Consider the following 22,479-nt stretch of genomic DNA (forward strand, 5'->3'; position numbering starts at 1 on the left):
GTTATAGGCCATTTAAAGGCTATTTGGTGCGCAGAGTAAATCAGTTTGCCGCTGAAAAATAGCGCCCTATCCTGATGGTGCTAATTCATACAATGGGTTAGCCATTATTTTCATCCTGAATAAAGATCGCACAAAAACAAAACAGTGTTTTAATCATCAAAGAGTGTGACGAACAAAAAAGAAACAGCGTTTCATCTTGATGATAATGGCGGGTAATTATCAATCAGGAGAATAGAATGAATTATAAAATACCTCTGGCCCTAACAGTTTGCAGTTCACTTATTTCCGTTCCTGCGTTGGCTGCAACAGCCCCTGTCTGGAAAGCTATTGCTTTCGGGCAATCTACCGACGTGAATTTCTCATCGAATGTGTTACCGGAAAAAATAGGTGTCAATGATGTCACCATCGCCGGTAAAAAGCTCTCTGTCGCGGATGAGGCAACGTTAACCAATCCGATCACTCTTGAAAGCCGTGGCGGCAAAATTGCCAATTCCCACGACGGGCTGACGTTTTTTTATACACAGCTTCCCAGTAACGAAAATTTTGTCTTACAGGCGACCATTACTGTCGAACAGTTCGGTCCGGAAAACGGCGCAAAACCCGCCGCGCAGGAAGGTGCAGGTTTGCTGGTACGAGACGTGATAGGTGCTCCGCGCCAGCAGCCGCTGAAAGAGGGTTATGAAGAGTTTCCGGCGGCATCGAATATGGTGATGAACGCCATTATGACGCAGGATAAAAAAGATAATTTCCGCGTGAAGATGCAAGTGATTACCCGCGAGGGGATCAGCCAACCGTGGGGGAACGCCGGCGCCACGATCTCGAAACAGAGTTATCAGGAAGAGGTTGATCTTCGCCAGACGCCAACCTTCCGCCTGAAATTAGAACGTACCAATGACGGTTTTATCAGCGCATGGGCACCGCAGGGCAGTGATCAATGGGTCAGCCGCAGCGTGCCGCGCGCCAATTTGATTTCGGTGCAGAATAAGGATCACTATTACGTGGGTTTTTTTGCCTCACGTAACGCCAAAATCGTGGTCAGCGATGCCACATTGACCACCAGCAAAGCCCAGACCATCGACTCGAAGCCCTGGCAGGCTAAGCCGTTGCCGGTTGTCGTACAAATGGCCTCGCCCACACAAAGCATTGGCGAAGCCTACACGGTGCAGGCACGCGCTAATTATGATGGCTTGTTTAGCGTTCGGCAGAACGAAGTGGTGATCGGCAATGAAAAACCGGTGAAAGCGGGTGAAATGTATACTCTGCCAACCCGCCTGTCGACAGAGAACACCTTTGCACTGACCTTTACGCCGACAAGCGGCAAAGACACCACTCCCATCTCGCAGACATTCACTGTCGAAAGGGTTGCCGGAACGATGGCTTCTACTCTGTATGCCGCAGCCGATGGTAAAGCGGATGGTGAAGGCACCGCTGCATCGCCTCTGGATTTGCCGACAGCAATCTCTCTGCTGCCGCCAGGCGGGACAATTAACCTGAAAGCCGGAGATTATGCCCGGGCAGAAATCCCACTCACTGCCAGCGGCTTACGTGATAAACCAAAAACGCTGCAAGCCGATGGCAAAGCGGTGATCCACGGTTTACTGGTTGATGCCAGCTACTGGCATATCAAAAGCATTGAAGTTACCGACAAGAGCCTGCGCGTGCAGGGTAGTCATAACGTGATCGAAAAAGTGGTCGCCTGGCGTAATGATGATACCGGCATTCAAATCTCCTCACCGGAAAACATTGGTCGCGCGTTGTGGGCGAGCCATAACCGCGTGATCGATGCTGAGTCATGGGGGAATGAAGATCCAGGCAAAATTAACGCTGACGGTTTCGCGGTGAAGATGCGCGTCGGTGACGGGAACCGCCTGGAGAGATGCTACTCACATGACAATATCGATGACGGTTTTGATTTGTTTAACAAGATTGAGGACGGCGGGAACGGTGTTGTGGTGATCGAGAATTCTATTGCCAGCAACAATACCAGCAACGGTTTCAAACTGGGGGGAGAAGGGCAGCCAGTCGCACATCAGGTGCGGAACAGTAAAGCGATTGCTAACCATCTGGACGGTTTCACCGACAACTTTAACCCTGGCGCGCTGGTGGTAGAGAACAATATCGCTGCGGATAATCAACGGTTTAACTTTATTTTCCGCCCAAGCCCCTACGGTGATGCGTCTGCTCAAGGGAAGTTCACCAACAACAGATCCGTGCGCAGTGCGCCGGGTCGCTATGACGATGCGGTAGTCGGAAATATTGATGAAACGAATTATTTTATTGAGAAAGGGCAGAGCGTGAACAACGAAGGAAAAGTGCTGGATAGCGGGGCAGTGCTGGCGGAACTGAAGATGTAGCCAGATGGCGCTCGCTTATCACACAACGGTAAGCGTGGCGCCACTCGGCATATCAGCAATTAATGATTGAACGTACCGAAAGAGATGTTCATGTTGCTGAAGAGAGCGATGATTTTGTTGATCAGTTTCATAATGGTTTCCTGCTTTGACTGAAGGTTATTTTATGTGATGAACTTCACAAAAAAGAGTCTACGCCTCATTTTTTAACCGATCAACATTTTGTGACTTACATCACAAAATAATAAAACACACTTTCAGTTTCATATTTACTGGAACGCAGCCATAAAAAAAGCCAGCCTGGAAACCAGACTGGCTTTTTAACGTTCAAGCCGGTGTTACATCGCTTTTTTGGTCAACTCGATAACACGCAGTTTCGCGATGGCTTTCGCCAGCTCCGCAGACGCCTGAGCGTAATCCACGTCACCGTGAGAGCTATTAATGTGCTCTTCTGCTTTACGCTTCGATTCCAGGGCTCGCGCTTCGTCGAGATCCTGGCCACGAATAGCGGTATCAGCCAGAACGGTCACGCTGCTCGGTTGCACTTCAAGAATGCCGCCGGACAGATAGATAAACTCTTCATGACCGAACTGTTTTACGATGCGGATCATACCAGGCTTAATGGCGGTGAGCAGCGGTGCGTGACCCGGGAAAATACCCAGTTCACCTTCACTACCCGTTACCTGGATTTTTTCGACCAGACCAGAGAACATTTGTTGCTCTGCGCTGACGACGTCCAGGTGGTAAGTCATTGCCATATCACCCTCCGATTAAGGCGTTAAAGTTTTTTGGCTTTTTCCACTGCTTCTTCGATGGAACCAACCATGTAGAACGCCTGCTCCGGCAGGTGATCGTATTCGCCTTCCATAATGCCTTTAAAGCCACGGATGGTGTCTTTCAGGGAAACGTATTTGCCCGGAGAACCGGTAAATACTTCCGCTACGAAGAACGGCTGGGACAGGAAGCGCTGGATCTTACGTGCGCGAGCTACCACCAGTTTGTCTTCTTCAGACAGCTCATCCATACCCAGGATGGCGATGATGTCTTTCAGTTCCTGATAACGTTGCAGCAGAGACTGTACGCCACGCGCGGTGTCGTAGTGTTCCTGACCAACAACCAGCGGATCCAACTGACGGCTGGTGGAATCCAGCGGGTCAACGGCCGGGTAGATACCCAGAGACGCGATCTGACGGCTCAGTACCACGGTTGCGTCAAGGTGCGCAAAGGTGGTGGCTGGTGACGGGTCAGTCAAGTCATCCGCAGGTACGTATACCGCCTGAACGGAGGTGATAGAACCGGTTTTGGTGGAGGTGATACGTTCCTGCAGAACGCCCATCTCTTCCGCCAGCGTCGGCTGGTAACCTACCGCTGAAGGCATACGGCCCAGCAGTGCGGATACTTCAGTACCGGCGAGGGTATAACGGTAGATGTTGTCGACGAACAACAGAACATCACGACCTTCGTCACGGAACTTCTCAGCCATGGTCAGGCCGGTCAGCGCAACGCGCAGACGGTTTCCCGGCGGCTCGTTCATCTGGCCGTAAACCAGCGATACTTTATCCAGAACGTTGGAGTCGGTCATTTCGTGGTAGAAGTCGTTACCCTCACGAGTACGTTCACCCACGCCAGCAAACACAGAGTAACCGGAGTGCTCGATCGCGATGTTACGGATCAGCTCCATCATGTTTACGGTTTTACCTACGCCCGCACCACCGAACAGACCGACTTTACCGCCCTTAGCGAACGGACACATCAGGTCGATAACTTTGATGCCGGTTTCCAGCAGTTCCTGAGAGCTGGAGAGCTCTTCATAGGAAGGTGCCGCGCGGTGAATCGCCCAACGCTCTTCTTCACCGATGTCGCCTTTCATGTCGATCGGCTGACCGAGCACGTTCATGATACGACCCAGTGTTGCTTTACCTACCGGGACTTCGATCGGGTGCGCAAGGTCATTAACTTCCAGACCACGACGCAGACCGTCGGAAGAACCCATGGCGATGGTACGTACGATACCGCCGCCGAGCTGCTGCTGAACTTCCAGCACCAGCGTCTCGTTACCATTTTTAACCTCAAGAGCATCGTACACGCGCGGTACGGCATCCTGAGGGAATTCGACGTCAACTACGGCGCCGATTACCTGGACAATTTTTCCAGTAGCCATCATGAATCCTCTACGAATTAACCTGGTTATACCGCGGATGCACCACCGACGATTTCGGTGAGTTCCTGAGTAATGCTGGCCTGACGAGCTTTGTTGTATACCAACTGCAGCTCTTTAATCAGGCTGCCGCCATTGTCGGTCGCGGCTTTCATCGCCACCATACGTGCGGCCTGCTCGCTGGCCAGGTTTTCCACAACACCCTGGTAAACCTGAGATTCAACATAACGACGCAGGAGAGTATCCAGCAGCGCTTTTGGATCAGGTTCATACAGATAATCCCAGGATTTACGCTTCAACTCTTCATCTTCTGCAGCCGGTAACGGCAGCAGTTGAGTGATGGTCGGAACCTGAGACATAGTGTTGATAAATTTGTTGCTAACAATATAAAGCTTGTCGAGACGACCTTCGTCGTAGGCTTGCAACATCACTTTTACCGGGCCGATCAGTTCTGACAAGGACGGGTTATCACCCATACCTGTCACCTGAGCGACAACGTTGCCACCTACGGAATTAAAGAAAGAGACGCCTTTAGAGCCGATCATCGCGAGTTCGCTCTGAACGCCTTTATCGGACCATGCTTTCATATCCGCCAGCAGTTTTTTGAACAGGTTAATGTTCAAACCACCGCACAGACCACGGTCGGTCGACACCACCAGGTAGCCCACGCGTTTAACGTCGCGTTCTTCCAGGTATGGGTGCTTATATTCCAGATTACCGTTTGCAAGGTGACCAATCACTTTGCGCATGGTATCTGCATAAGGACGGCTGGACGCCATGCGATCCTGCGATTTACGCATTTTGGAAGCGGCGACCATCTCCATCGCTTTAGTGATCTTCTGCGTGTTCTGGACGCTTGCGATCTTACTACGTATCTCTTTTGCGCCGGCCATGAGCTTCTCCTCAATGCCTTGCGGCCTGCCCTAAGACAAGCCGCCAGACGTTACCAGGATTGGGTTGCTTTGAAGGAATCGAGGAGGCCTTTCAGCTTGCCTTCGATTTCGTCGTTATAGCCACCGGACTGGTTGATCTCTTGCATCAGCGGAGCGTGATCACGGTCAGCGAAAGCCAACAGAGCGGCTTCGAAGCTACCGATTTTCGCCAGTTCCACATCTTCGAGGTAACCGCGCTCAGCCGCGAACAGCACCAGGCCCTGCTGTGCAACAGACATAGGGGCATACTGTTTCTGTTTCAGCAGCTCAGTCACTTTCTGACCGTGGCTCAGCTGTTTACGGGTCGCTTCATCCAGATCGGAAGCGAACTGAGAGAACGCCGCCAGTTCACGATACTGCGCCAGTGCGGTACGAATACCACCGGACAGTTTCTTGATGATCTTGGTCTGAGCTGCACCACCCACACGAGATACGGAGATACCCGGGTTAACCGCCGGACGAATACCGGAGTTAAACAGGTTGGTTTCCAGGAAGATCTGACCATCGGTAATAGAAATTACGTTGGTCGGAACGAACGCAGAAACGTCACCCGCCTGGGTTTCGATGATCGGCAGCGCGGTCAGAGAACCGGTTTTACCTTTCACTTCACCTTTGGTGAAGTTTTCAACGTATTCAGCATTAACGCGGGATGCGCGCTCCAGCAGACGAGAGTGGAGATAGAATACGTCGCCCGGGAATGCTTCACGTCCTGGCGGACGACGGAGCAGCAGGGAAACCTGACGGTAAGCGACTGCCTGTTTAGACAGGTCATCGTATACGATCAGCGCATCTTCACCGCGGTCGCGGAAGTATTCGCCCATTGCGCAACCGGCATACGGCGCCAGGTATTGCAGTGCAGCAGATTCAGAAGCGGTTGCCACAACAACGATAGTGTTGGACAGTGCGCCGTGCTCTTCCAGCTTACGTACCACGTTAGAAATGGTAGAGGCTTTCTGGCCGATAGCGACGTATACGCATTTGATGCCGGAATCGCGCTGGTTGATGATCGCATCGATTGCCATCGCGGTTTTACCGGTCTGACGGTCACCGATGATCAATTCACGCTGACCACGGCCGATTGGGATCATGGCGTCAACGGATTTATAACCCGTCTGTACCGGCTGATCGACGGACTGACGATCGATAACGCCCGGGGCGATAACTTCGATTGGCGAGAAGCCATCGTTATCAACCGGACCTTTACCGTCGATCGGCGCGCCCAGGGTGTTGACCACACGGCCAAGCAGGCCACGGCCAACCGGAACTTCCAGAATACGGCCAGTACACTTAACCTTCATGCCTTCGGCGAGGTCAGCGTACGGACCCATCACAACCGCACCTACGGAGTCGCGCTCGAGGTTCAGTGCGATAGCGTAACGGTTACCCGGCAGAGAAATCATCTCGCCCTGCATACAGTCGGCCAGGCCGTGGATGCGGATAACACCGTCGCTTACAGAAACAATAGTACCTTCGTTGTGAGCCTCGCTCACAACACTGAACTGAGCAATGCGCTGCTTGATCAGTTCGCTGATTTCGGTGGAATTCAGTTGCATGCTCCAGTCCCCTTAAGACTGCAAGACGTCTGCAAGGCGTTCAAGACGGCCGCGTACGCTGCCATCAATGACCATATCACCCGCACGGATGATTACGCCTGCCATTACAGACTTATCGATATTGCAATTCAGCTTCACTTTGCGTGACAGACGTTTTTCCATCGCGGCGCGGATCTTCGAAAGCTGTTCTTCACTCAGTGCGGACGCGGAAGTCACTTCGACTTCTGCGATAGCCTCGCTGGCTGCGCGTAACTGAATAAACTGCTCAAGAACATCAGGAAGCACTTTGATTCGACCATTTTCAGCCATCACCCGGATCAGGTTCTGACCTTTGTCGTCAAGTTGCTCCCCACAAACTGCGATAAACGACTTAGCGAGCGTTTCCGGTGCTAACGCGCCGGAAATAAGCTCTGCCATGTCTTCATTTTTCGTCACCTCGGCGGCGAACGCCAGCATGTCCTGCCAGCGGTCAACGCTCTGAGTTTCGACGGCAAAGTCAAAAGCTGCTTTGGCGTAGGGGCGAGCTACCGTTACAAATTCAGACATCAGCCCCTCCTCCTTACAGTTCAGCGACCAGTTTATTCACGATGTCGCTGTTAGCAGCTTCATCCACGGAACGCTCGATGATTTTCTCGGCGCCGGCTACTGCCAGCAGAGCCACTTGCTTACGCAGCTCTTCGCGGGCGCGTTTGCGTTCAGCGTCAATTTCCGCCTGCGCCTGCGCCACGATTTTGGTACGTTCCTGCTCGGCTTCTGCTTTTGCTTCGTCCAGGATCTGAGAACGACGTTTGTTCGCCTGTTCAATGATTACCTGAGCTTCAGCTTTCGCTTTTTTCAGCTGGTCGGTCGCATTGGCCTGTGCAAGGTCAAGGTCCTTTTTAGCTCGTTCTGCGGAAGCAAGACCGTCAGCAATTTCTTTCTGACGTTTTTCGATGGCAGCCATTAACGGCGGCCATACGTACTTCATGCAGAACAGAACGAACAGGACAAACGCGATGGCCTGGCCGAGGATTGTTGCGTTTAGATTCACAGCACAATGCCTCTTATCTGGTTAACGTTCTAAACAATTGCTTGAAAAGCAACCCTTACTACGCGACAGCAAACATCACGTACAGACCCAGACCCACAGCGATCATCGGGATAGCATCCACCAGACCCATTACGATAAAGAACTGAGTACGCAGCAGAGGAATCAGATCCGGCTGACGCGCTGCGCCTTCCAGAAATTTACCCCCGAGGATGCCGATACCGATCGCAGCACCGATTGCCGCCAGACCCATCATCACAGCGGCAGCCAAGTACAGCAGATCCATATTCAGGTTTTCCATGACAGTCTCCAGTTTGTTTCAGTTAAAACGTAGTAGTGTTGTTAAAAATCAATGCTCTTCGGATGCCATCGACAGATAGACAATCGTCAGAACCATGAAGATAAAGGCTTGCAGCGTAATAATCAGGATGTGGAAAATGGCCCAGGGCACATTCAGAATCCACTGTGACCACCACGGCAGAAGACCCGCGATCAGAATGAAAATCAACTCACCCGCGTACATGTTGCCGAACAGTCGCAGACCGAGTGAAACCGGTTTGGACAGCAGGCTCACGCCCTCAAGGATAAGGTTTACCGGAATAAATACCGGATGGTTGAACGGCTGGAGAGTCAGCTCTTTAGCGAAACCGCCAATACCCTTCATTTTGATGCTGTAGAACAGAATCAGGATAAATACGCCCAGCGCCATCGACAGGGTGATGTTCACGTCAGCAGACGGCACCACGCGCAGTGCAGGCAGACCCAGGACGTGCTCGCCAATCCACGGAAGGAAGTCGATAGGCAAAAGATCCATCAGGTTCATCAGGAATACCCAGACGAAAATCGTCAGGGCCAGTGGTGCGATAAGCTTGCTTTTGCCGTGGTACATGTCTTTGACGCTACCATGAACAAAACCAATCACCAGCTCAATCGCCGTCTGGAATTTCCCCGGGACACCGCTGGTGGCTTTTTTCGCTACGCTACGGAACATCACCAGGAACAACAGACCCAGAACCACTGAGAAAAACATGGAGTCGATATTCAGCGTCCAGAAAGTGGCCGGGGGGTTATGCGGATCCACCAGTGAGAAGGTACGCAGGTCAATCTGAAGGTTATTCAGATGGTGACCGATGTACTCCTGCGGTGTTGAGTATTCTCCTGCAGACATGATGCCTCTTACCCTTTGTTGTTAATTACAGCAGGTGCCAGTATCTGAACTACCAGCACCGAAACCCACGTGACTATCAGCGGCAAAAAAGCCACCTTGAAAACCGCCAGCGCCACCACCAGTAACACGAATGTCATCAACACCTTGAGCGCTTCACCGAAGGCGAAGGTCCAGGCCACGCGGCCTTTAGCGGGTGTATGCGCCTGATGACGCCAGGCAAAAATCATAAACAACATATTCGGCAGTAAGACTGCCATACCTCCGCACACGGCGGAAATGCCCCAGAAGGGGTCTTTGAGGCTAAACAGCAATCCACTTGCCATTACTGCCAGAAACTGAATAAGCAGAAGCCTGCGAGCAACGTTTCGACTATAGAGCGACACAGACATTGCGTTTCTTAACTCCTGCTCCCTTTGAGGTATGCCGCGTGTCGTATAAAACGTTCTTTGGAGCCCGGAGTCAAGCATCAAAAAGCGGTCAAATTATACGGTGCGGCCTCGTGATTTCAAACAATAAGTAGCGAAAAGGTGAATAAATGTTTAAATATTTTTCCCAAGGGCTATTTTTAAACTTTTGCAGAAACTGTGAACCTTCAGACAAAAGTGCAAATAACGCGAAATTCCTGATGGCAAAGCGTGCACTCGGTCACAAAATAAACATTTATGCACCTGCCACATTTATCGCGGCAGGAATTTGATACTTTTCATCTTTCTGATATTTAAGCCGATTTATCACAACTCTTTTTAAAACACTCACATCTACTATGAAAACGATTTATTGACATTTTTAATAATTATTTAACATCAATATTTCGTTATCGAGGCCGATTTTTAGCGGGCTGATATTTTCACAGTTGATTATTTTAAGCGTTAATAAAATTCTCATCGTTAAATGTCAGAAAAATCCTGGTAAAAATACGGTTAAATGTAACCGAACGTATCATCGTTTTTAATGTCATTTTTTAACATCGCGGCAACCGCACGAATGATACATTTTTTGATAAAAATTAAACTTTATTTGCTTTAACGACGACCAAATGACGCTCGCCATCCAGGTGCGGAACATGCAGTTTAACAATAGTTTCTACACACAAATCAGCGGGTAACAGCGCGATTTCCTCTTCCGGCACTAAACCTTTAAGCGCATAGAAACGCCCTTCTGCGCCAGGCAAATGTCGGCACCAGCTCACCATGTCGTTCAGCGAAGCAAAAGCGCGGCTAATAACGCCGTCAAATGGAGGTTCTGCCGGAAAATCTTCTACACGGCTCTGCACCGGTTCGATATTGCTCAGTTTTAACTCATGCTGAACCTGGCGTAAAAACCGCACCCGTTTACCAAGGCTATCAAGCAAAGTGAAGTGCGATTCAGGGCGTACGATAGACAACGGAATGCCTGGCAATCCGGGGCCGGTCCCGACGTCAATAAAGCGTGAGCCTTGCAGATAAGGGGCAACCACAACGCTGTCGAGGATATGGCGGATCAACATCTCGTTGGGATCGCGTACGGAAGTCAGGTTGTACGCTTTGTTCCATTTGTGCAGCATTTCGACGTAAGCCACCAGTTGCTGTTGCTGGTGATCGGACAACGAAATACCTGCTTCATCGAGCAGACGAGAGAGTTTGTTAAGCACGGTTGTTACCTGTGGAATTAAAATACCCGGTAAAAACCGGGCAGATAAGTAAGATTAGGCGCTGCGGCGCAGCATACCTTGTTTTTTCAGCCACACCAGCAGAATGGAGATAGCCGCCGGGGTGATCCCGGAGATACGTGATGCCTGGCCAATGGACGACGGCTTATGATCGTTAAGTTTGGCGATCACTTCGTTGGACAGCCCGTTAACCTGGCGGTAATCCAGCGTTGCGGGCAACAGCGTATTCTCATTTCGCTGCTGTTTTTCGATCTCATCCTGCTGACGCGCGATGTAACCCTCGTATTTCACCTGAATTTCTACCTGCTCGGCAGCTTGTTGATCGTCCAGGCCCGGAGCGAACGGAGCCAACTGAACCAGTTGCTCGTAGGTCATCTCCGGACGACGCAGCAGATCTTCTCCGCTGGCTTCGCGCGAGAGCGGTGCGGTCAGATGTTCATTGACCGCTGGCGCATGTTCAGAGGCTGGCGATACCCACTGAGATTTCAGGCGCTGACGTTCACGCTCGATAGTCTCCAGTTTCTCGTTGAAACGCTCCCAACGCGCGTCATCCACCAGACCCAGTTCACGACCCGCTTCCGTCAGGCGCAGATCGGCATTGTCTTCGCGCAACATCAGGCGGTATTCCGCGCGAGATGTAAACATGCGGTACGGCTCTTTCGTCCCCAGGGTACAGAGATCATCCACCAGTACGCCGAGATAAGCCTGGTCACGACGCGGGGCCCAACCCTCTTTCTCGGCAGAGAAGCGCGCAGCGTTAAGCCCCGCCAGCAGCCCCTGGGCCGCAGCTTCTTCATACCCAGTTGTGCCGTTAATCTGTCCGGCAAAGAACAGACCCTGAATAAATTTGCTTTCAAGCGTTGGTTTGAGATCGCGCGGATCGAAGAAGTCGTACTCAATGGCGTAGCCAGGGCGAACAATCTTCGCGTTTTCCATCCCCTGCATAGAGCGAACAATTTGCATCTGCACATCAAACGGCAGGCTGGTGGAGATACCGTTCGGGTAAATTTCGTTTGAGGTCAGTCCTTCTGGCTCAAGGAAGATCTGATGCTGATTGCGATCGGCAAAGCGCATGACTTTATCTTCGATCGACGGGCAGTAACGCGGGCCGATCCCTTCGATAACACCGGCGTACATCGGGCTGCGATCGAGGTTATTGCGGATCACATCGTGGGTTTTTTCATTGGTATGCGTGACGTAGCACGGCACCTGACGCGGATGCTGCGCTGCGTTGCCCATAAACGAGAACACCGGCATCGGGTTATCGCCATGTTGCTGAGCCAGGACGCTGAAATCGATGGTGCGTGCGTCAATACGCGGCGGTGTACCGGTTTTCAGGCGGCTGACGCGCAGCGGCAGTTCGCGCAGACGACGCGACAGCGGAATCGATGGCGGATCGCCCGCACGACCACCGCTGTAGTTATCAAGACCAATATGGATTTTACCGTCGAGGAATGTCCCTACTGTCAGCACCACCGCTTTAGCACGGAATTTGAGCCCCATCTGGGTCACTGCGCCAACAACACGATCGTTTTCGACGATCAGATCTTCAACCGCCTGCTGGAAGATCATCAGGTTCGGTTGGTTTTCAAGCGCCGTACGCACTGCCTGACGGTAAAGCACGCGGTCGGCCTGCGCACGTGTCGCGCGCACTGCCGGGCCTTTGCTGGCGTTTAGTATCCTAAACTGGATGCCCGCCTGATCGATCGCCTTCGCCATCAGCCCGCCGAGCGCATCCACTTCTTTTACCAGGTGTCCTTTCCCAATACCGCCGATCGCCGGGTTGCAGCTCATCTGCCCCAGCGTGTCGATATTGTGTGTCAACAGCAGAGTCTGCTGACCCATACGCGCTGCGGCCATCGCGGCCTCAGTGCCTGCATGACCCCCGCCAATGATAATGACGTCAAAAGGATCCGGATAAAACATGGTGGTATGCCTCGCCTGAGCGGTTAGAAATTGGATTGAAGCCTGGGCCGTGGATTCTACTCAACTTTAGTCCAGTGAGAAAGGATCGGATCCCGGCTATTAAAAAGAAGATCTTTTATATGTAGAGATCTGTTCTATTGTGATCTCTTATTAGGATCGACAGGTGCTGTGGATAACCCGGATCATCACTTTAAGATCAATTCATTAGGCAGGATCATTAGCTGTGAATGATCGGTGATCCTGGACCGTATAAGCTGGGATCAGAATGGCTAGTTATACACAAGTCAAAAACTGAACTGCAGTTGTTAATGGGATAACTACCGGTTGATCAGTGCTTTTAAGCATAGTTATCCACATCTGATCGCACGATCTTTAATCGTTATTGAGTAAATTTTTCCAGGATCCCAGCCATTCTTCCGCTGGATCTTCCGGAATATCGTGATCAAGGATGTTGATCTTCAGCGTTTCGCCGATCTGTTTTGCTCCGCACGCCTTTAATGAAGCTTCCAGTTTTTCGATTGCCTGACAGAAGGTGTCATATTCGCGGCTACCGATACCGATAGCGCCAAAACGTACGTGGGACAGATCCGGCTTTTGCTCATTCAAATCGTCTAAAAGCGGTTGCAGGTTCTCGGGCAGATCGCCCGCACCATGGGTGGAACTGACCACCAGCCAGGTACCCTGCAAAGCGAGATCCTCTAAAAGCGGGCCGTGCAGCGTCTCGGTACTGAAACCCGCGTCTTCCAGCTTTTCTGCCAGATGTTCCGCCACGTATTCCGCGCCGCCAAGGGTACTGCCGCTAATAAGAGTGATGTCTGCCATGAAGCCCGCTCCGTTTTACTCGCCATTCGGCGATAAATAGGGGGGCATTGTACGCTGTGAATGGGCTGGGATCTACCTGTGGACAATGCGGGTATTATTTGAGGATGAAAACGCCCGGTTAAGGGCGGATCGTACGCATGATCGGGTTTTGCAGGGAGATTAGCGTCTCCGTGGACTGAATTTCATCAATTGTTTGGATCTTGTTGATAAGTACCTGCTGCAAGGCGTCGATGGATCGACACATCACCTTAATAAAGATGCTGTAGTGGCCGGTGGTGTAATAAGCCTCGGTCACCTCCTCCAGACTTTCCAGCTTCGCCAGCGCGGAGGGGTAATCTTTCGCGCTTTTCAAAATGATGCCGATAAAGCAGCAGACGTCATAACCCAATTGTTTCGGACTTACGTCAATGCGCGCACCGGTAATGATCCCTGCCTGCTTCATTTTCTCTACGCGAACGTGAATGGTACCGGGGCTGACGCCGAACTGTTTGGCCAGCTCGGCGTATGCAGTACGCGCATTTGCCATTAACGCGTCGAGGATGCCGCGGTCCAGATTGTCGATCTGATAATTTTCCATAGTATTTTCTTATGAAGAATAATGATTCTTTCTATTTTAGCTTGCTGTTTTGACGAATCAAAAGCGTTACCGGCTTTTTAATTGCAGATTATTGAGTTGCTGTGATGTTTTATTGCTTAATGAACAGCAACAGGACACAGGAGTAACATAATGAAAATCGCTTACATCGCAAAACAACGGCAGATTGCTTTCGTGAAATCTTTTTTCTCTCGCCAGCTGGAGGAGAAACTGGGTCTGATTGAAGTTCAGGCGCCGATCCTTAGCCGCGTTGGTGATGGCACGCAAGATAACTTGTCGGGGTGCGAAAAAGCGGTCCAGGTTAATGTGAAAACGCTGCCGGATGCCCGTTTCGAAGTGGTGCATTCACTGGCTAAATGGAAACGTCAGACGCTGGGCCAGCACGACTTCAGCGCCGGCGAAGGGCTCTACACGCACATGAAAGCCCTGCGCCCGGATGAAGATCGCCTTTCTTCTATTCACTCCGTTTATGTGGATCAGTGGGACTGGGAACGCGTGTTGGGCGACGATCAGCGTCAGCTGGCAACCTTAAAAAGCACCGTTGAGGCGATTTGGTCAGGAATCAAAGAGACCGAAGCCGCCGTGAGCGAACGATTTGGCCTGGCAGCGTTCCTGCCAGAACAGATCCACTTTGTTCACAGCGAAACCTTGCTGAGCCGTTTCCCGGATCTCGATGCCAAAGGGCGCGAGAGAGCGATCGCGAAAGAGCTGGGCGCAGTGTTCCTGATGGGCATTGGCGGCAAGCTTAGCGACGGCAAGCGCCACGATGTGCGTGCACCGGATTATGATGACTGGAGCACGGCGGTGGAAGCCGGTTTCAGCGGTCTGAATGGCGATATTCTGGTGTGGAACCCGGTACTGGAAGACGCACTGGAACTATCGTCGATGGGCATTCGCGTCGATGCCGAGGCCTTAAAGCGCCAGTTGAAGCTGACCGGCGATGAAGATCGCTTACAGCTGGAGTGGCACCAGGCGCTGCTGCGCGGTGAGATGCCACAAACCATCGGCGGCGGTATCGGTCAATCGCGCCTTACCATGCTGCTGCTGCAATTACCGCACATCGGGCAAGTGCAGTGCGGCGTATGGCCTGCGCAAGTTCGCGAGCAGGTTTCCGGCCTGCTTTAACGCCGCCAGCGTCGTAACAGGCGGCTGCGCATCCCGGTATCGAAGCGCCAGATATGGTCGAAGATACGCATGATGCCGGGCTTGCCGTGCGACGACATCGCCACCGCGTGAAAGCGATGTTGATGAATGTGCTGAAGTTCTTTTACTTTACTGACAACATCGTCCGGCAGGCGCTGGGCGATGAAATCAGAAATCACCACCGCATCCGCGTCATACCACTCTCCGCCCTGCATCCGTTCTATGATCGCGCGAAAACAGCTTGCCAGATCGGTGCCACCGCGAAAGCGCTGACTAAGAAAGCGGATCGCCTGCTCCAGCCCCTGAGCACTGGTAAGTTCATAGCGCACCACTTCGCTGGAAAACAGCATAATAAAACAGCGTCGTTTGTCCGCCAGCGCCACGCGCATCAGTGCCAGGCAGAACGCTTTAGCGCACTGTTCGTTGAAACCGCCCATAGAACCGGAGGTATCGACACAGACAATGAAAGGGCCGCGCGGCTGCTGGTCAAAATCCTGGTGAACGACCGGGCGTTCCGTCACTTTTTCCCGCCAGGCATCGCCATGCAGGCGGTAAGTCAGCAACTGTTTTTCCACCAGCCGCCGGTAAAACTCATACTCCAGTTCGGTGATACCCAGCGTTGCCAGCTCTGGCGGCAATAAGCGCAGGATATCGTCGCTCTGATGCAGCCCGTCAACCTGCTCCGGTACGATTGCCGGTTCGCGCACCATGGTGCGGAAAGTTTCCATCGGCGCATCTTTACGCGGCACCGACCTGGCTTCCCGTGAGCGGCCAAGCTGTTCCGCCAGTTGCTGGAGTTCCGGTTGCTCTTTGAGAAAATCACCGTACTTAACGATCAGTTGATAATCACCGCGTTTGAGCTGCCCGGCGCTCATATCCCATAGCCTGCCTGCGGCATTTTCATTTTCGATCAGGACCGGCTCCAGCTGGCCGCTGAGCGTCATGCGTTCCTGCACTTCGCTGAGCAGTTGCTCGCGCTCCTCTTCCAGTAACTGCTGATTGAATGCGGTGGTTTGCACCACCAGACTCAGCCGCCAGCGTTGCAAAAACAGGGTATGCAGCGCGGGCGTGAAGACCGGGTTATCGGCAACCATTTGCCGCGCCTGGGTGGCGAAAGGGGATCGCAGCTTATCCAGTAAATCCAGGATTTGCGGAAGCTGAATGGTAAATTGCGAGGTTGAAAGCAGCTGGCTTTGCTGATAGCTCAGTACTTCTTGCGCCAGTTCCGGCGGCACTTCCGCCTCTTTCAGATGCTTTTTCAGTGCCTCGCGCCAGCGCGGCACATCTTCAGTGATCGCATGTTTGAGTTTGGGGAATTTTTCGAAAAATAGCGCCAGTTGCGGTGAAGCCAGCAGGAGGACGATAAGTTCTTCAACCAACGCCTCCTCACTGATGGTGAGCATTACATTCAGTGTTTCCAGCGTTAGCATTGTCGCGCCTGTTGGATCTGCGCTCTGACATCCTGCAGGCTGGCTTCAATACGACCTAACCAGTCGGCGGCGATAAACAGGCATTTTTGCTGCTCGCTAAAACGGGTGTGCTGCTGGTGCCAGGTGTTATCCAGTGCTTCCAGTTGTTGCTTGATCTCTTCTGGCACATTTTCAGTGGCACTGCCGCCGGGCAGAGCAAGACGCGATCCTTGCAGGCTGACGTCGCGGATCAACAGATGCAGGCTGGTATCCACTTCCAGATTCAGCACTTGCGCAAAACCAATGCCGTTGAGTTTGCCGCGGATCTCACCGCCTTTCGCCAGCCACTGCTCCAGCGCACCGCGTTCAATGGTGACGTGAATAACCTGCAAATCATGCAGTTTTAACGGCTGTTGCAGGAGGAGTGTCAACACCGGTTCGGTTAAACCGGCGGGTAACTCATAATGCGGCTTACGGCTGAACATCCCGCCCTGACGGCTTACTTTGAGCGCCGTCTTGTCGCTTTGTTGCTGCTGAAGTTGCAAGTGGCGCTGCGAAATCGTGGTGAGCTGCGCAATCATCGATTGTTGCTGCCAGGCGTGCCCGGTCATCAATACTTCCAGTTGCTGCTCCAGCAGACGCATGCCTTCCGCGTCGTGCCACAGGCAATCTTTCAGCAAGATTAAATCAATCGGCGCAACCGCATCGCGACCGCTAAAAAAGGCGCTGGCCTGTAACAGGCGGATAGCCTTTTTCCAGCGACGATCGGAAACATACGGCGCGCTCGGCAACGCATCAAGCTGCTGGCGCAACGTATAAATAAGCTCAAAGACATTATCCGGCAGTTTGACCTTGCTGATTTCCTGTTGCCAGCTTGCGTACTCTTCATCGGTGATTTGCAACTCAGCGGGTACCGGGTTGTCGTTCTCATCCTGTTGGCTAATCAGCATCGAGCGGAAATTGCCCTTCTCCTGCACTTTGTCGAGCCACAGACGAATCAACATGCGGTCATACAGCGCTTCAAGGCTGCTATCCGCTTCCGGCAGCTCGTTAGAGGCGGCCACCAGCAGACGCATGGGGATTTTCTCTTCGCTGGCGCCATTGCGAAAACGCCGCTCGTTAATCGCCGTCAGCAGCGTGTTGAGAATGGCCGGACCGGCTTTCCAGATCTCATCCAGAAAGACAATTTCAGCTTCCGGTAAATAGCCGCTGGTTAAGCGCTCGTAGCGTCCTTCATCTTTCAGTGCCTGGATAGAAAGCGGGCCAAACACCTCTTCCGGCGTTGAGAAACGGGTCATCAAATATTCGAAGGCGCGGGCATGTTTGAAGGCAAACTTCAGACGGCGAGCAATCAGGCTTTTGGCGATGCCCGGTGGACCAAGAAGAAACACACTCTCACCGCTTAGCGCCGCCAGCAAACACAGGCGAATGGCGTGGCTGCGCTCAAAGAGTCCTTTTTCTAGCGCGCTGCTTAAGCGGGAAATTCTTTCTGCTAATAAATGTGAGTGAGCCATAATAGATTTGCGTCCTTTCGCCGTGTTATCCGGCTTGCAAAAGCGAGTATAGACGTTCCTGAAAGGGCTTGTAATAGACTGAAGAACGGCTTTATTTTCTTTGCGCCAGATTAATGTGGCCGCATTTAGGGGTACGATTTCATAAATAATCGTGCATACTGTGCGCTTTTTGTGGGCCAAGGGACTAAGCACACATTTTGGCATTCAATCAAAAGATTAGTCTATGAGCACTGAGAATAAGCAATCATTACCTGCGGTTACGCTTGCGGCGATTGGGGTTGTCTACGGTGATATCGGCACCAGCCCACTTTATACACTTCGTGAATGTTTGTCTGGTCAGTTTGGTTTTGGCGTTGAGCGCGATGCCGTGTTCGGCTTTTTGTCGCTCATCTTCTGGCTGCTGATTTTTGTTGTCTCCATTAAGTACCTGACATTCGTCATGCGGGCGGATAACGCCGGTGAAGGCGGGATCTTAACCCTGATGTCGCTGGCCGGGCGCAATACCTCCGCAAGGATGACCTCAGTGCTGGTGATCATGGGGCTGATTGGCGGCAGCTTCTTCTATGGTGAAGTGGTCATCACGCCCGCCATCTCGGTGATGTCGGCGATAGAGGGGCTGGAAATTATCGCGCCTTCGCTCGACGCCTGGATTGTGCCGCTGTCGATTGTGGTGCTAACCCTGCTGTTCGCGATTCAGAAACACGGTACTGGCCTTGTGGGGAAGCTGTTTGCGCCCATTATGCTGGCGTGGTTTTTGATTCTCGCGGTGCTTGGTGCGCGCAGCATTATTGATAATCCTGAGGTGTTGCAGGCGCTGAACCCGATGTGGGCGGTGAACTTCTTCCTGCAATATAAAGCTATCTCCTTTGTGGCGCTGGGCGCGGTGGTGCTGTCTATCACCGGGGTGGAAGCGCTGTATGCGGATATGGGCCACTTCGGTAAGCTGCCGATCCGCGTGGCGTGGTTTATCGTTGTGCTGCCATCGCTGGTGCTGAACTACTTTGGCCAGGGCGCGTTGCTGCTGAAAACGCCGGAAGCGATTAAAAACCCCTTCTTCCTGCTCGCGCCAGAATGGGCGCTGATCCCCATGCTGATTATCGCCACGCTGGCGACAGTTATCGCCTCGCAGGCGGTGATTTCCGGCGTGTTCTCGCTGACGCGCCAGGCCGTGCGTCTGGGTTATCTGGCACCGATGCGCATCATCCATACCTCGGAGATGGAATCCGGGCAGATCTATATCCCGTTCATTAACTGGCTGCTCTACTTTGCGGTGGTGCTGGTTATTGTCAGCTTTGAGCACTCCAGTAACCTGGCGGCAGCGTACGGTATCGCCGTAACGGGCACCATGGTGCTGACCTCGATTCTTTCTACCACGGTGGCGCGTAAAAACTGGCACTGGAACAAAGTGCTGGTGGGGTTGCTTCTGCTCTTATTCCTCTCTATCGATGTGCCGCTGTTCTCGGCGAACCTCGATAAAATCGTCTCCGGCGGTTGGTTGCCATTAACCCTGGGGCTGGTGATGTTCATGGTGATGACCACCTGGAAGAGCGAGCGTTTCCGCCTGCTGCGCCGTATGCATGAACACGGTAACTCTCTGGAGGCGATGATCGCCTCGCTGGAGAAATCACCGCCGGTGCGCGTGCCGGGCACGGCGGTTTATATGTCGCGTGCATTGAACGTTATTCCGTTCGCGATGATGCATAACCTGAAGCACAACAAGGTGCTGCATGAGCGCGTGATCCTGCTGACGCTGCGTACTGAAGATGCGCCGTATGTGCACAATGTGCGTCGCGTGCAAATTGAGCAATTGTCGCCGACTTTCTGGCGTGTGGTGGCGAGCTACGGCTGGCGTGAAACGCCGAACGTGGAAGAAGTGTTCCACCGTTGCGGGCTGGAAGGGCTGAACTGCCGCATGATGGAGACCTCGTTCTTTATGTCGCATGAGTCGTTGATTCTGGGCAAACGGCCGTGGTATCTGCGTCTGCGCGGTAAGCTCTATCTGGTGCTGCAGCGCAACGCGCTGCGCGCGCCAGACCAGTTTGAGATCCCGCCAAACCGGGTGATAGAACTGGGAACACAGGTCGAAATTTAATGCTAATAAAACCCCTCTTCATGAGGGGTTTTTGCTATTAATTGCTGGCTATTTTACTTAAAACAGGAAAGCTGTTTTTTTCATCAATTCGACAAGCGAAACGTTTCGATATCGATCACACTTCTGTAACGGCAAGATAGTTTTCTGCACATTCTTCGTACTACACTGCATACAGCGAAACGTTTCGCTGATGGAGCATAAAAAATGAAAAAAGGTCGTGTGCTGAACGCTGACATCTCGTCAGTCATCTCTCGTCTTGGTCATACTGATTCGCTGGTGGTGTGTGATGCCGGGTTGCCGGTGCCGCGTAACACGCAACGTATTGATATGGCATTAACGCAGGGCGTGCCTTCCTTTATGCAAGTACTGGAAGTGGTGACGGCGGAAATGCAGGTTGAGTCCGCGATTATCGCCTCGGAGATTAAGCAGCATAATCCGCAGCTCCATGAAACGTTGCTCAACCATATTGAGCAGCTGCAGCAACACCAGGGAAATAACATCGACGTGCGGTACGTTACGCACGAGCAATTTAAAAAACACACCGCGGACAGTCATGCGGTGATTCGCAGCGGGGAGTGTTCCCCGTTTGCGAATATCATTCTCTGTGCTGGCGTGACCTTCTGAGGCCATCATGGACGCGTTACTACAACTCAAAGGCATCGACAAAGCCTTTCCCGGCGTAAAAGCCCTCTCCGGCGCGGCGCTAAATGTTTATTCTGGCCGCGTGATGGCGCTGGTGGGTGAAAACGGCGCTGGCAAATCAACAATGATGAAAGTGCTGACGGGCATCTACGCCCGAGATGCCGGTTCGCTGCTGTGGTTAGGCAAAGAAACCACTTTCACCGGGCCGAAATCCTCTCAGGAAGCCGGTATTGGCATCATCCACCAGGAACTGAACCTGATCCCGCAACTCACCATTGCCGAAAACATCTTCCTCGGTCGTGAGTTTGTGAATCGCTTTGGCAAAATCGACTGGAAAAAGATGTTTGCCGAAGCCGACAAACTGCTGGCGAAGCTGAATCTGCGCTTTAAAAGCGAGCGGCTGGTCGGCGAACTGTCGATTGGCGATCAGCAGATGGTCGAAATCGCCAAAGTGATGAGCTACGAATCGCAGGTCATCATTATGGATGAGCCAACCGATGCCCTGACGGATACCGAAACCGAATCGCTGTTTCGCGTCATTCGCGAGTTGAAATCGCAGGGGCGCGGCATCGTCTATATTTCTCACCGCATGAAAGAAATCTTCGAGATTTGCGATGACGTGACCGTCTTCCGTGACGGGCAATTTATTGCCGAGCGCGAAGTGGCCACGCTGACCGAAGATACGCTGATTGAAATGATGGTGGGCCGCAAACTGGAAGATCAATATCCGCGGTTGGATAAAGCGCCGGGCGAGATTCGCCTTTCCGTCGATAACCTGTGCGGGCCGGGCGTGGAAAATGTCAGTTTCACGCTGCGTAAAGGCGAAATTCTTGGCGTAGCCGGATTGATGGGCGCCGGGCGCACCGAGCTGATGAAAGTGCTGTATGGCGCACTGCCGCGCACCAGCGGTTATGTGACGCTCGACGGTCATGAAGTGATCACCCGCTCACCGCAGGACGGGCTGGCAAACGGCATTGTTTATATTTCGGAAGACCGCAAGCGCGACGGGCTGGTGCTCGGCATGTCGGTTAAAGAGAACATGTCGCTGACCGCGCTGCGTTACTTCAGCCATGCGGGCGGTACGCTGAAACACAAAGATGAGCAGCAGGCGGTAAGTGATTTTATTCGTTTGTTTAATGTGAAAACGCCTTCTATGGAGCAGGCCATTGGTTTGCTCTCCGGCGGGAATCAGCAAAAAGTGGCGATTGCCCGCGGTTTGATGACCCGGCCGAAAGTGTTGATCCTCGACGAGCCAACGCGTGGTGTTGACGTTGGGGCGAAGAAAGAGATTTATCAGTTAATTAACCAGTTTAAGGCCGATGGCCTGAGCATCATTCTTGTCTCCTCCGAAATGCCGGAAGTGTTGGGCATGAGCGATCGCATAATGGTGATGCATGAAGGGCATCTCGGCGGGGAATTCACGCGCGAGCAGGCCACTCAGGAAGTGTTGATGGCTGCCGCTGTGGGCAAGCTTAATCGTGTGAATCAGGAGTAAAAAA

At 52.4% G+C, this 22,479-nt stretch carries 20 protein-coding genes; 5 read left to right on the forward strand and 15 right to left on the reverse strand.

The window, feature by feature from the left end:
- The first annotated feature begins 236 nt into the window (after positions 1-236).
- Positions 237-2,354 (forward strand): right-handed parallel beta-helix repeat-containing protein, encoded by a 2,118-nt coding sequence (locus tag ACFX4U_RS08930; RefSeq protein WP_313510807.1) that lies wholly within the window; start codon positions 237-239, stop codon positions 2,352-2,354.
- 335 nt (positions 2,355-2,689) lie between these two features.
- Here the strand turns inward: ACFX4U_RS08930 and ACFX4U_RS08935 are convergent, their stop codons facing one another.
- From ACFX4U_RS08935 to asnC, 13 genes are all read right to left on the reverse strand, one after another.
- The gene (locus ACFX4U_RS08935) at positions 2,690-3,109 is read right to left on the reverse strand and encodes a F0F1 ATP synthase subunit epsilon (protein ID WP_017458049.1); all 420 of its coding nucleotides are present in this window, start codon (positions 3,107-3,109) and stop codon (positions 2,690-2,692) included.
- Positions 3,110-3,129: 20 nt separating this feature from the next.
- A complete protein-coding gene (gene atpD / locus ACFX4U_RS08940; protein WP_017458048.1) occupies positions 3,130-4,512 on the reverse strand; it encodes a F0F1 ATP synthase subunit beta in 1,383 nt (460 codons plus the stop codon).
- 26 nt (positions 4,513-4,538) lie between these two features.
- On the reverse strand, positions 4,539-5,402 hold the full coding sequence (gene atpG, locus ACFX4U_RS08945) for a F0F1 ATP synthase subunit gamma (RefSeq protein WP_017458047.1): 864 nt from the start codon (positions 5,400-5,402) through the stop codon (positions 4,539-4,541).
- Between the two features lie 50 nt (positions 5,403-5,452).
- The gene (gene atpA / locus ACFX4U_RS08950) at positions 5,453-6,994 is read right to left on the reverse strand and encodes a F0F1 ATP synthase subunit alpha (RefSeq protein WP_131412997.1); all 1,542 of its coding nucleotides are present in this window, start codon (positions 6,992-6,994) and stop codon (positions 5,453-5,455) included.
- 12 nt (positions 6,995-7,006) lie between these two features.
- Positions 7,007-7,540 (reverse strand): F0F1 ATP synthase subunit delta, encoded by a 534-nt coding sequence (gene atpH, locus ACFX4U_RS08955; protein ID WP_017458045.1) that lies wholly within the window; start codon positions 7,538-7,540, stop codon positions 7,007-7,009.
- A gap of 13 nt (positions 7,541-7,553) precedes the next feature.
- Complete coding sequence (gene atpF / locus ACFX4U_RS08960) at positions 7,554-8,024, reverse strand: F0F1 ATP synthase subunit B (protein ID WP_017458044.1); 471 nt, start codon at positions 8,022-8,024, stop codon at positions 7,554-7,556.
- Positions 8,025-8,082: 58 nt separating this feature from the next.
- A complete protein-coding gene (gene atpE / locus ACFX4U_RS08965; RefSeq protein WP_007369368.1) occupies positions 8,083-8,322 on the reverse strand; it encodes a F0F1 ATP synthase subunit C in 240 nt (79 codons plus the stop codon).
- A gap of 48 nt (positions 8,323-8,370) precedes the next feature.
- Entirely contained in the window at positions 8,371-9,189 is an 819-nt protein-coding gene (gene atpB, locus ACFX4U_RS08970) for a F0F1 ATP synthase subunit A (RefSeq protein ID WP_017458043.1), read from the reverse strand.
- A gap of 8 nt (positions 9,190-9,197) precedes the next feature.
- Complete coding sequence (gene atpI / locus ACFX4U_RS08975; RefSeq protein WP_017458042.1) at positions 9,198-9,578, reverse strand: F0F1 ATP synthase subunit I; 381 nt, start codon at positions 9,576-9,578, stop codon at positions 9,198-9,200.
- 617 nt (positions 9,579-10,195) lie between these two features.
- A complete protein-coding gene (gene rsmG / locus ACFX4U_RS08980; protein WP_305737531.1) occupies positions 10,196-10,819 on the reverse strand; it encodes a 16S rRNA (guanine(527)-N(7))-methyltransferase RsmG in 624 nt (207 codons plus the stop codon).
- A gap of 54 nt (positions 10,820-10,873) precedes the next feature.
- On the reverse strand, positions 10,874-12,763 hold the full coding sequence (gene mnmG, locus ACFX4U_RS08985) for a tRNA uridine-5-carboxymethylaminomethyl(34) synthesis enzyme MnmG (RefSeq protein WP_313510308.1): 1,890 nt from the start codon (positions 12,761-12,763) through the stop codon (positions 10,874-10,876).
- Between the two features lie 372 nt (positions 12,764-13,135).
- Entirely contained in the window at positions 13,136-13,585 is a 450-nt protein-coding gene (gene mioC, locus ACFX4U_RS08990) for an FMN-binding protein MioC (protein WP_305737529.1), read from the reverse strand.
- Between the two features lie 118 nt (positions 13,586-13,703).
- Positions 13,704-14,162 carry a transcriptional regulator AsnC gene (gene asnC / locus ACFX4U_RS08995; RefSeq protein ID WP_007369362.1) on the reverse strand — a complete coding sequence of 153 codons (459 nt, stop codon included), beginning with the start codon at positions 14,160-14,162 and terminating at the stop codon, positions 13,704-13,706.
- A 150-nt stretch (positions 14,163-14,312) separates the two neighbouring features.
- On the opposite strand from asnC, the gene asnA reads away from it, so the two are divergent.
- On the forward strand, positions 14,313-15,305 hold the full coding sequence (gene asnA, locus ACFX4U_RS09000) for an aspartate--ammonia ligase (protein WP_313510313.1): 993 nt from the start codon (positions 14,313-14,315) through the stop codon (positions 15,303-15,305).
- Here asnA and viaA read toward each other — a convergent pair.
- Together viaA and ravA are read right to left on the reverse strand one after the other, a co-directional pair.
- Positions 15,302-16,753: an ATPase RavA stimulator ViaA gene (gene viaA, locus ACFX4U_RS09005; RefSeq protein WP_313510316.1), complete on the reverse strand. Its 1,452-nt coding sequence runs from the start codon at positions 16,751-16,753 to the stop codon at positions 15,302-15,304. The two genes, asnA and viaA, sit on opposite strands and share 4 nt — an antisense overlap.
- Positions 16,747-18,246: an ATPase RavA gene (ravA, locus tag ACFX4U_RS09010; protein WP_313510319.1), complete on the reverse strand. Its 1,500-nt coding sequence runs from the start codon at positions 18,244-18,246 to the stop codon at positions 16,747-16,749. Before ravA ends, viaA begins: the two co-directional genes overlap by 7 nt.
- Positions 18,247-18,469: 223 nt before the next feature.
- On the opposite strand from ravA, the gene kup reads away from it, so the two are divergent.
- The 3 genes from kup to rbsA all read left to right on the forward strand — a co-directional run bounded on the left by kup (position 18,470) and on the right by rbsA (position 22,475).
- Positions 18,470-20,338, forward strand: a complete 1,869-nt coding sequence (gene kup, locus ACFX4U_RS09015) for a low affinity potassium transporter Kup (protein WP_200551087.1) — start codon at positions 18,470-18,472, stop codon at positions 20,336-20,338.
- Between the two features lie 204 nt (positions 20,339-20,542).
- Positions 20,543-20,962: a D-ribose pyranase gene (gene rbsD / locus ACFX4U_RS09020; RefSeq protein WP_313510322.1), complete on the forward strand. Its 420-nt coding sequence runs from the start codon at positions 20,543-20,545 to the stop codon at positions 20,960-20,962.
- Between the two features lie 7 nt (positions 20,963-20,969).
- The gene (gene rbsA, locus ACFX4U_RS09025) at positions 20,970-22,475 is read left to right on the forward strand and encodes a ribose ABC transporter ATP-binding protein RbsA (protein WP_313510325.1); all 1,506 of its coding nucleotides are present in this window, start codon (positions 20,970-20,972) and stop codon (positions 22,473-22,475) included.
- The last annotated feature ends 4 nt before the right edge of the window (positions 22,476-22,479 follow it).

Source organism: Kosakonia sp. YIM B13588, from assembly GCF_042788165.1.
GTDB classification, from domain to species: Bacteria; Pseudomonadota; Gammaproteobacteria; order Enterobacterales; family Enterobacteriaceae; genus Kosakonia; species Kosakonia sacchari.

Bases quoted from the DNA above. Each gene is read 5' to 3' on its own strand.
- mnmG (WP_313510308.1), bottom strand. From the start codon at position 12,763: ATGTTTTATCCGGATCCTTTTGACGTCATTATCATTGGCGGGGGTCAT.
- ravA (WP_313510319.1), bottom strand. From the start codon at position 18,246: ATGGCTCACTCACATTTATTAGCAGAAAGAATTTCCCGCTTAAGCAGC.
- asnC (WP_007369362.1), bottom strand. From the start codon at position 14,162: ATGGAAAATTATCAGATCGACAATCTGGACCGCGGCATCCTCGACGCG.
- atpH (WP_017458045.1), bottom strand. From the start codon at position 7,540: ATGTCTGAATTTGTAACGGTAGCTCGCCCCTACGCCAAAGCAGCTTTT.
- viaA (WP_313510316.1), bottom strand. From the start codon at position 16,753: ATGCTAACGCTGGAAACACTGAATGTAATGCTCACCATCAGTGAGGAG.
- rbsD (WP_313510322.1), top strand. From the start codon at position 20,543: ATGAAAAAAGGTCGTGTGCTGAACGCTGACATCTCGTCAGTCATCTCT.
- atpA (WP_131412997.1), bottom strand. From the start codon at position 6,994: ATGCAACTGAATTCCACCGAAATCAGCGAACTGATCAAGCAGCGCATT.
- atpI (WP_017458042.1), bottom strand. From the start codon at position 9,578: ATGTCTGTGTCGCTCTATAGTCGAAACGTTGCTCGCAGGCTTCTGCTT.
- mioC (WP_305737529.1), bottom strand. From the start codon at position 13,585: ATGGCAGACATCACTCTTATTAGCGGCAGTACCCTTGGCGGCGCGGAA.
- atpD (WP_017458048.1), bottom strand. From the start codon at position 4,512: ATGGCTACTGGAAAAATTGTCCAGGTAATCGGCGCCGTAGTTGACGTC.
- atpE (WP_007369368.1), bottom strand. From the start codon at position 8,322: ATGGAAAACCTGAATATGGATCTGCTGTACTTGGCTGCCGCTGTGATG.
- kup (WP_200551087.1), top strand. From the start codon at position 18,470: ATGAGCACTGAGAATAAGCAATCATTACCTGCGGTTACGCTTGCGGCG.
- atpG (WP_017458047.1), bottom strand. From the start codon at position 5,402: ATGGCCGGCGCAAAAGAGATACGTAGTAAGATCGCAAGCGTCCAGAAC.
- asnA (WP_313510313.1), top strand. From the start codon at position 14,313: ATGAAAATCGCTTACATCGCAAAACAACGGCAGATTGCTTTCGTGAAA.
- rbsA (WP_313510325.1), top strand. From the start codon at position 20,970: ATGGACGCGTTACTACAACTCAAAGGCATCGACAAAGCCTTTCCCGGC.
- atpB (WP_017458043.1), bottom strand. From the start codon at position 9,189: ATGTCTGCAGGAGAATACTCAACACCGCAGGAGTACATCGGTCACCAT.
- ACFX4U_RS08935 (WP_017458049.1), bottom strand. From the start codon at position 3,109: ATGGCAATGACTTACCACCTGGACGTCGTCAGCGCAGAGCAACAAATG.
- ACFX4U_RS08930 (WP_313510807.1), top strand. From the start codon at position 237: ATGAATTATAAAATACCTCTGGCCCTAACAGTTTGCAGTTCACTTATT.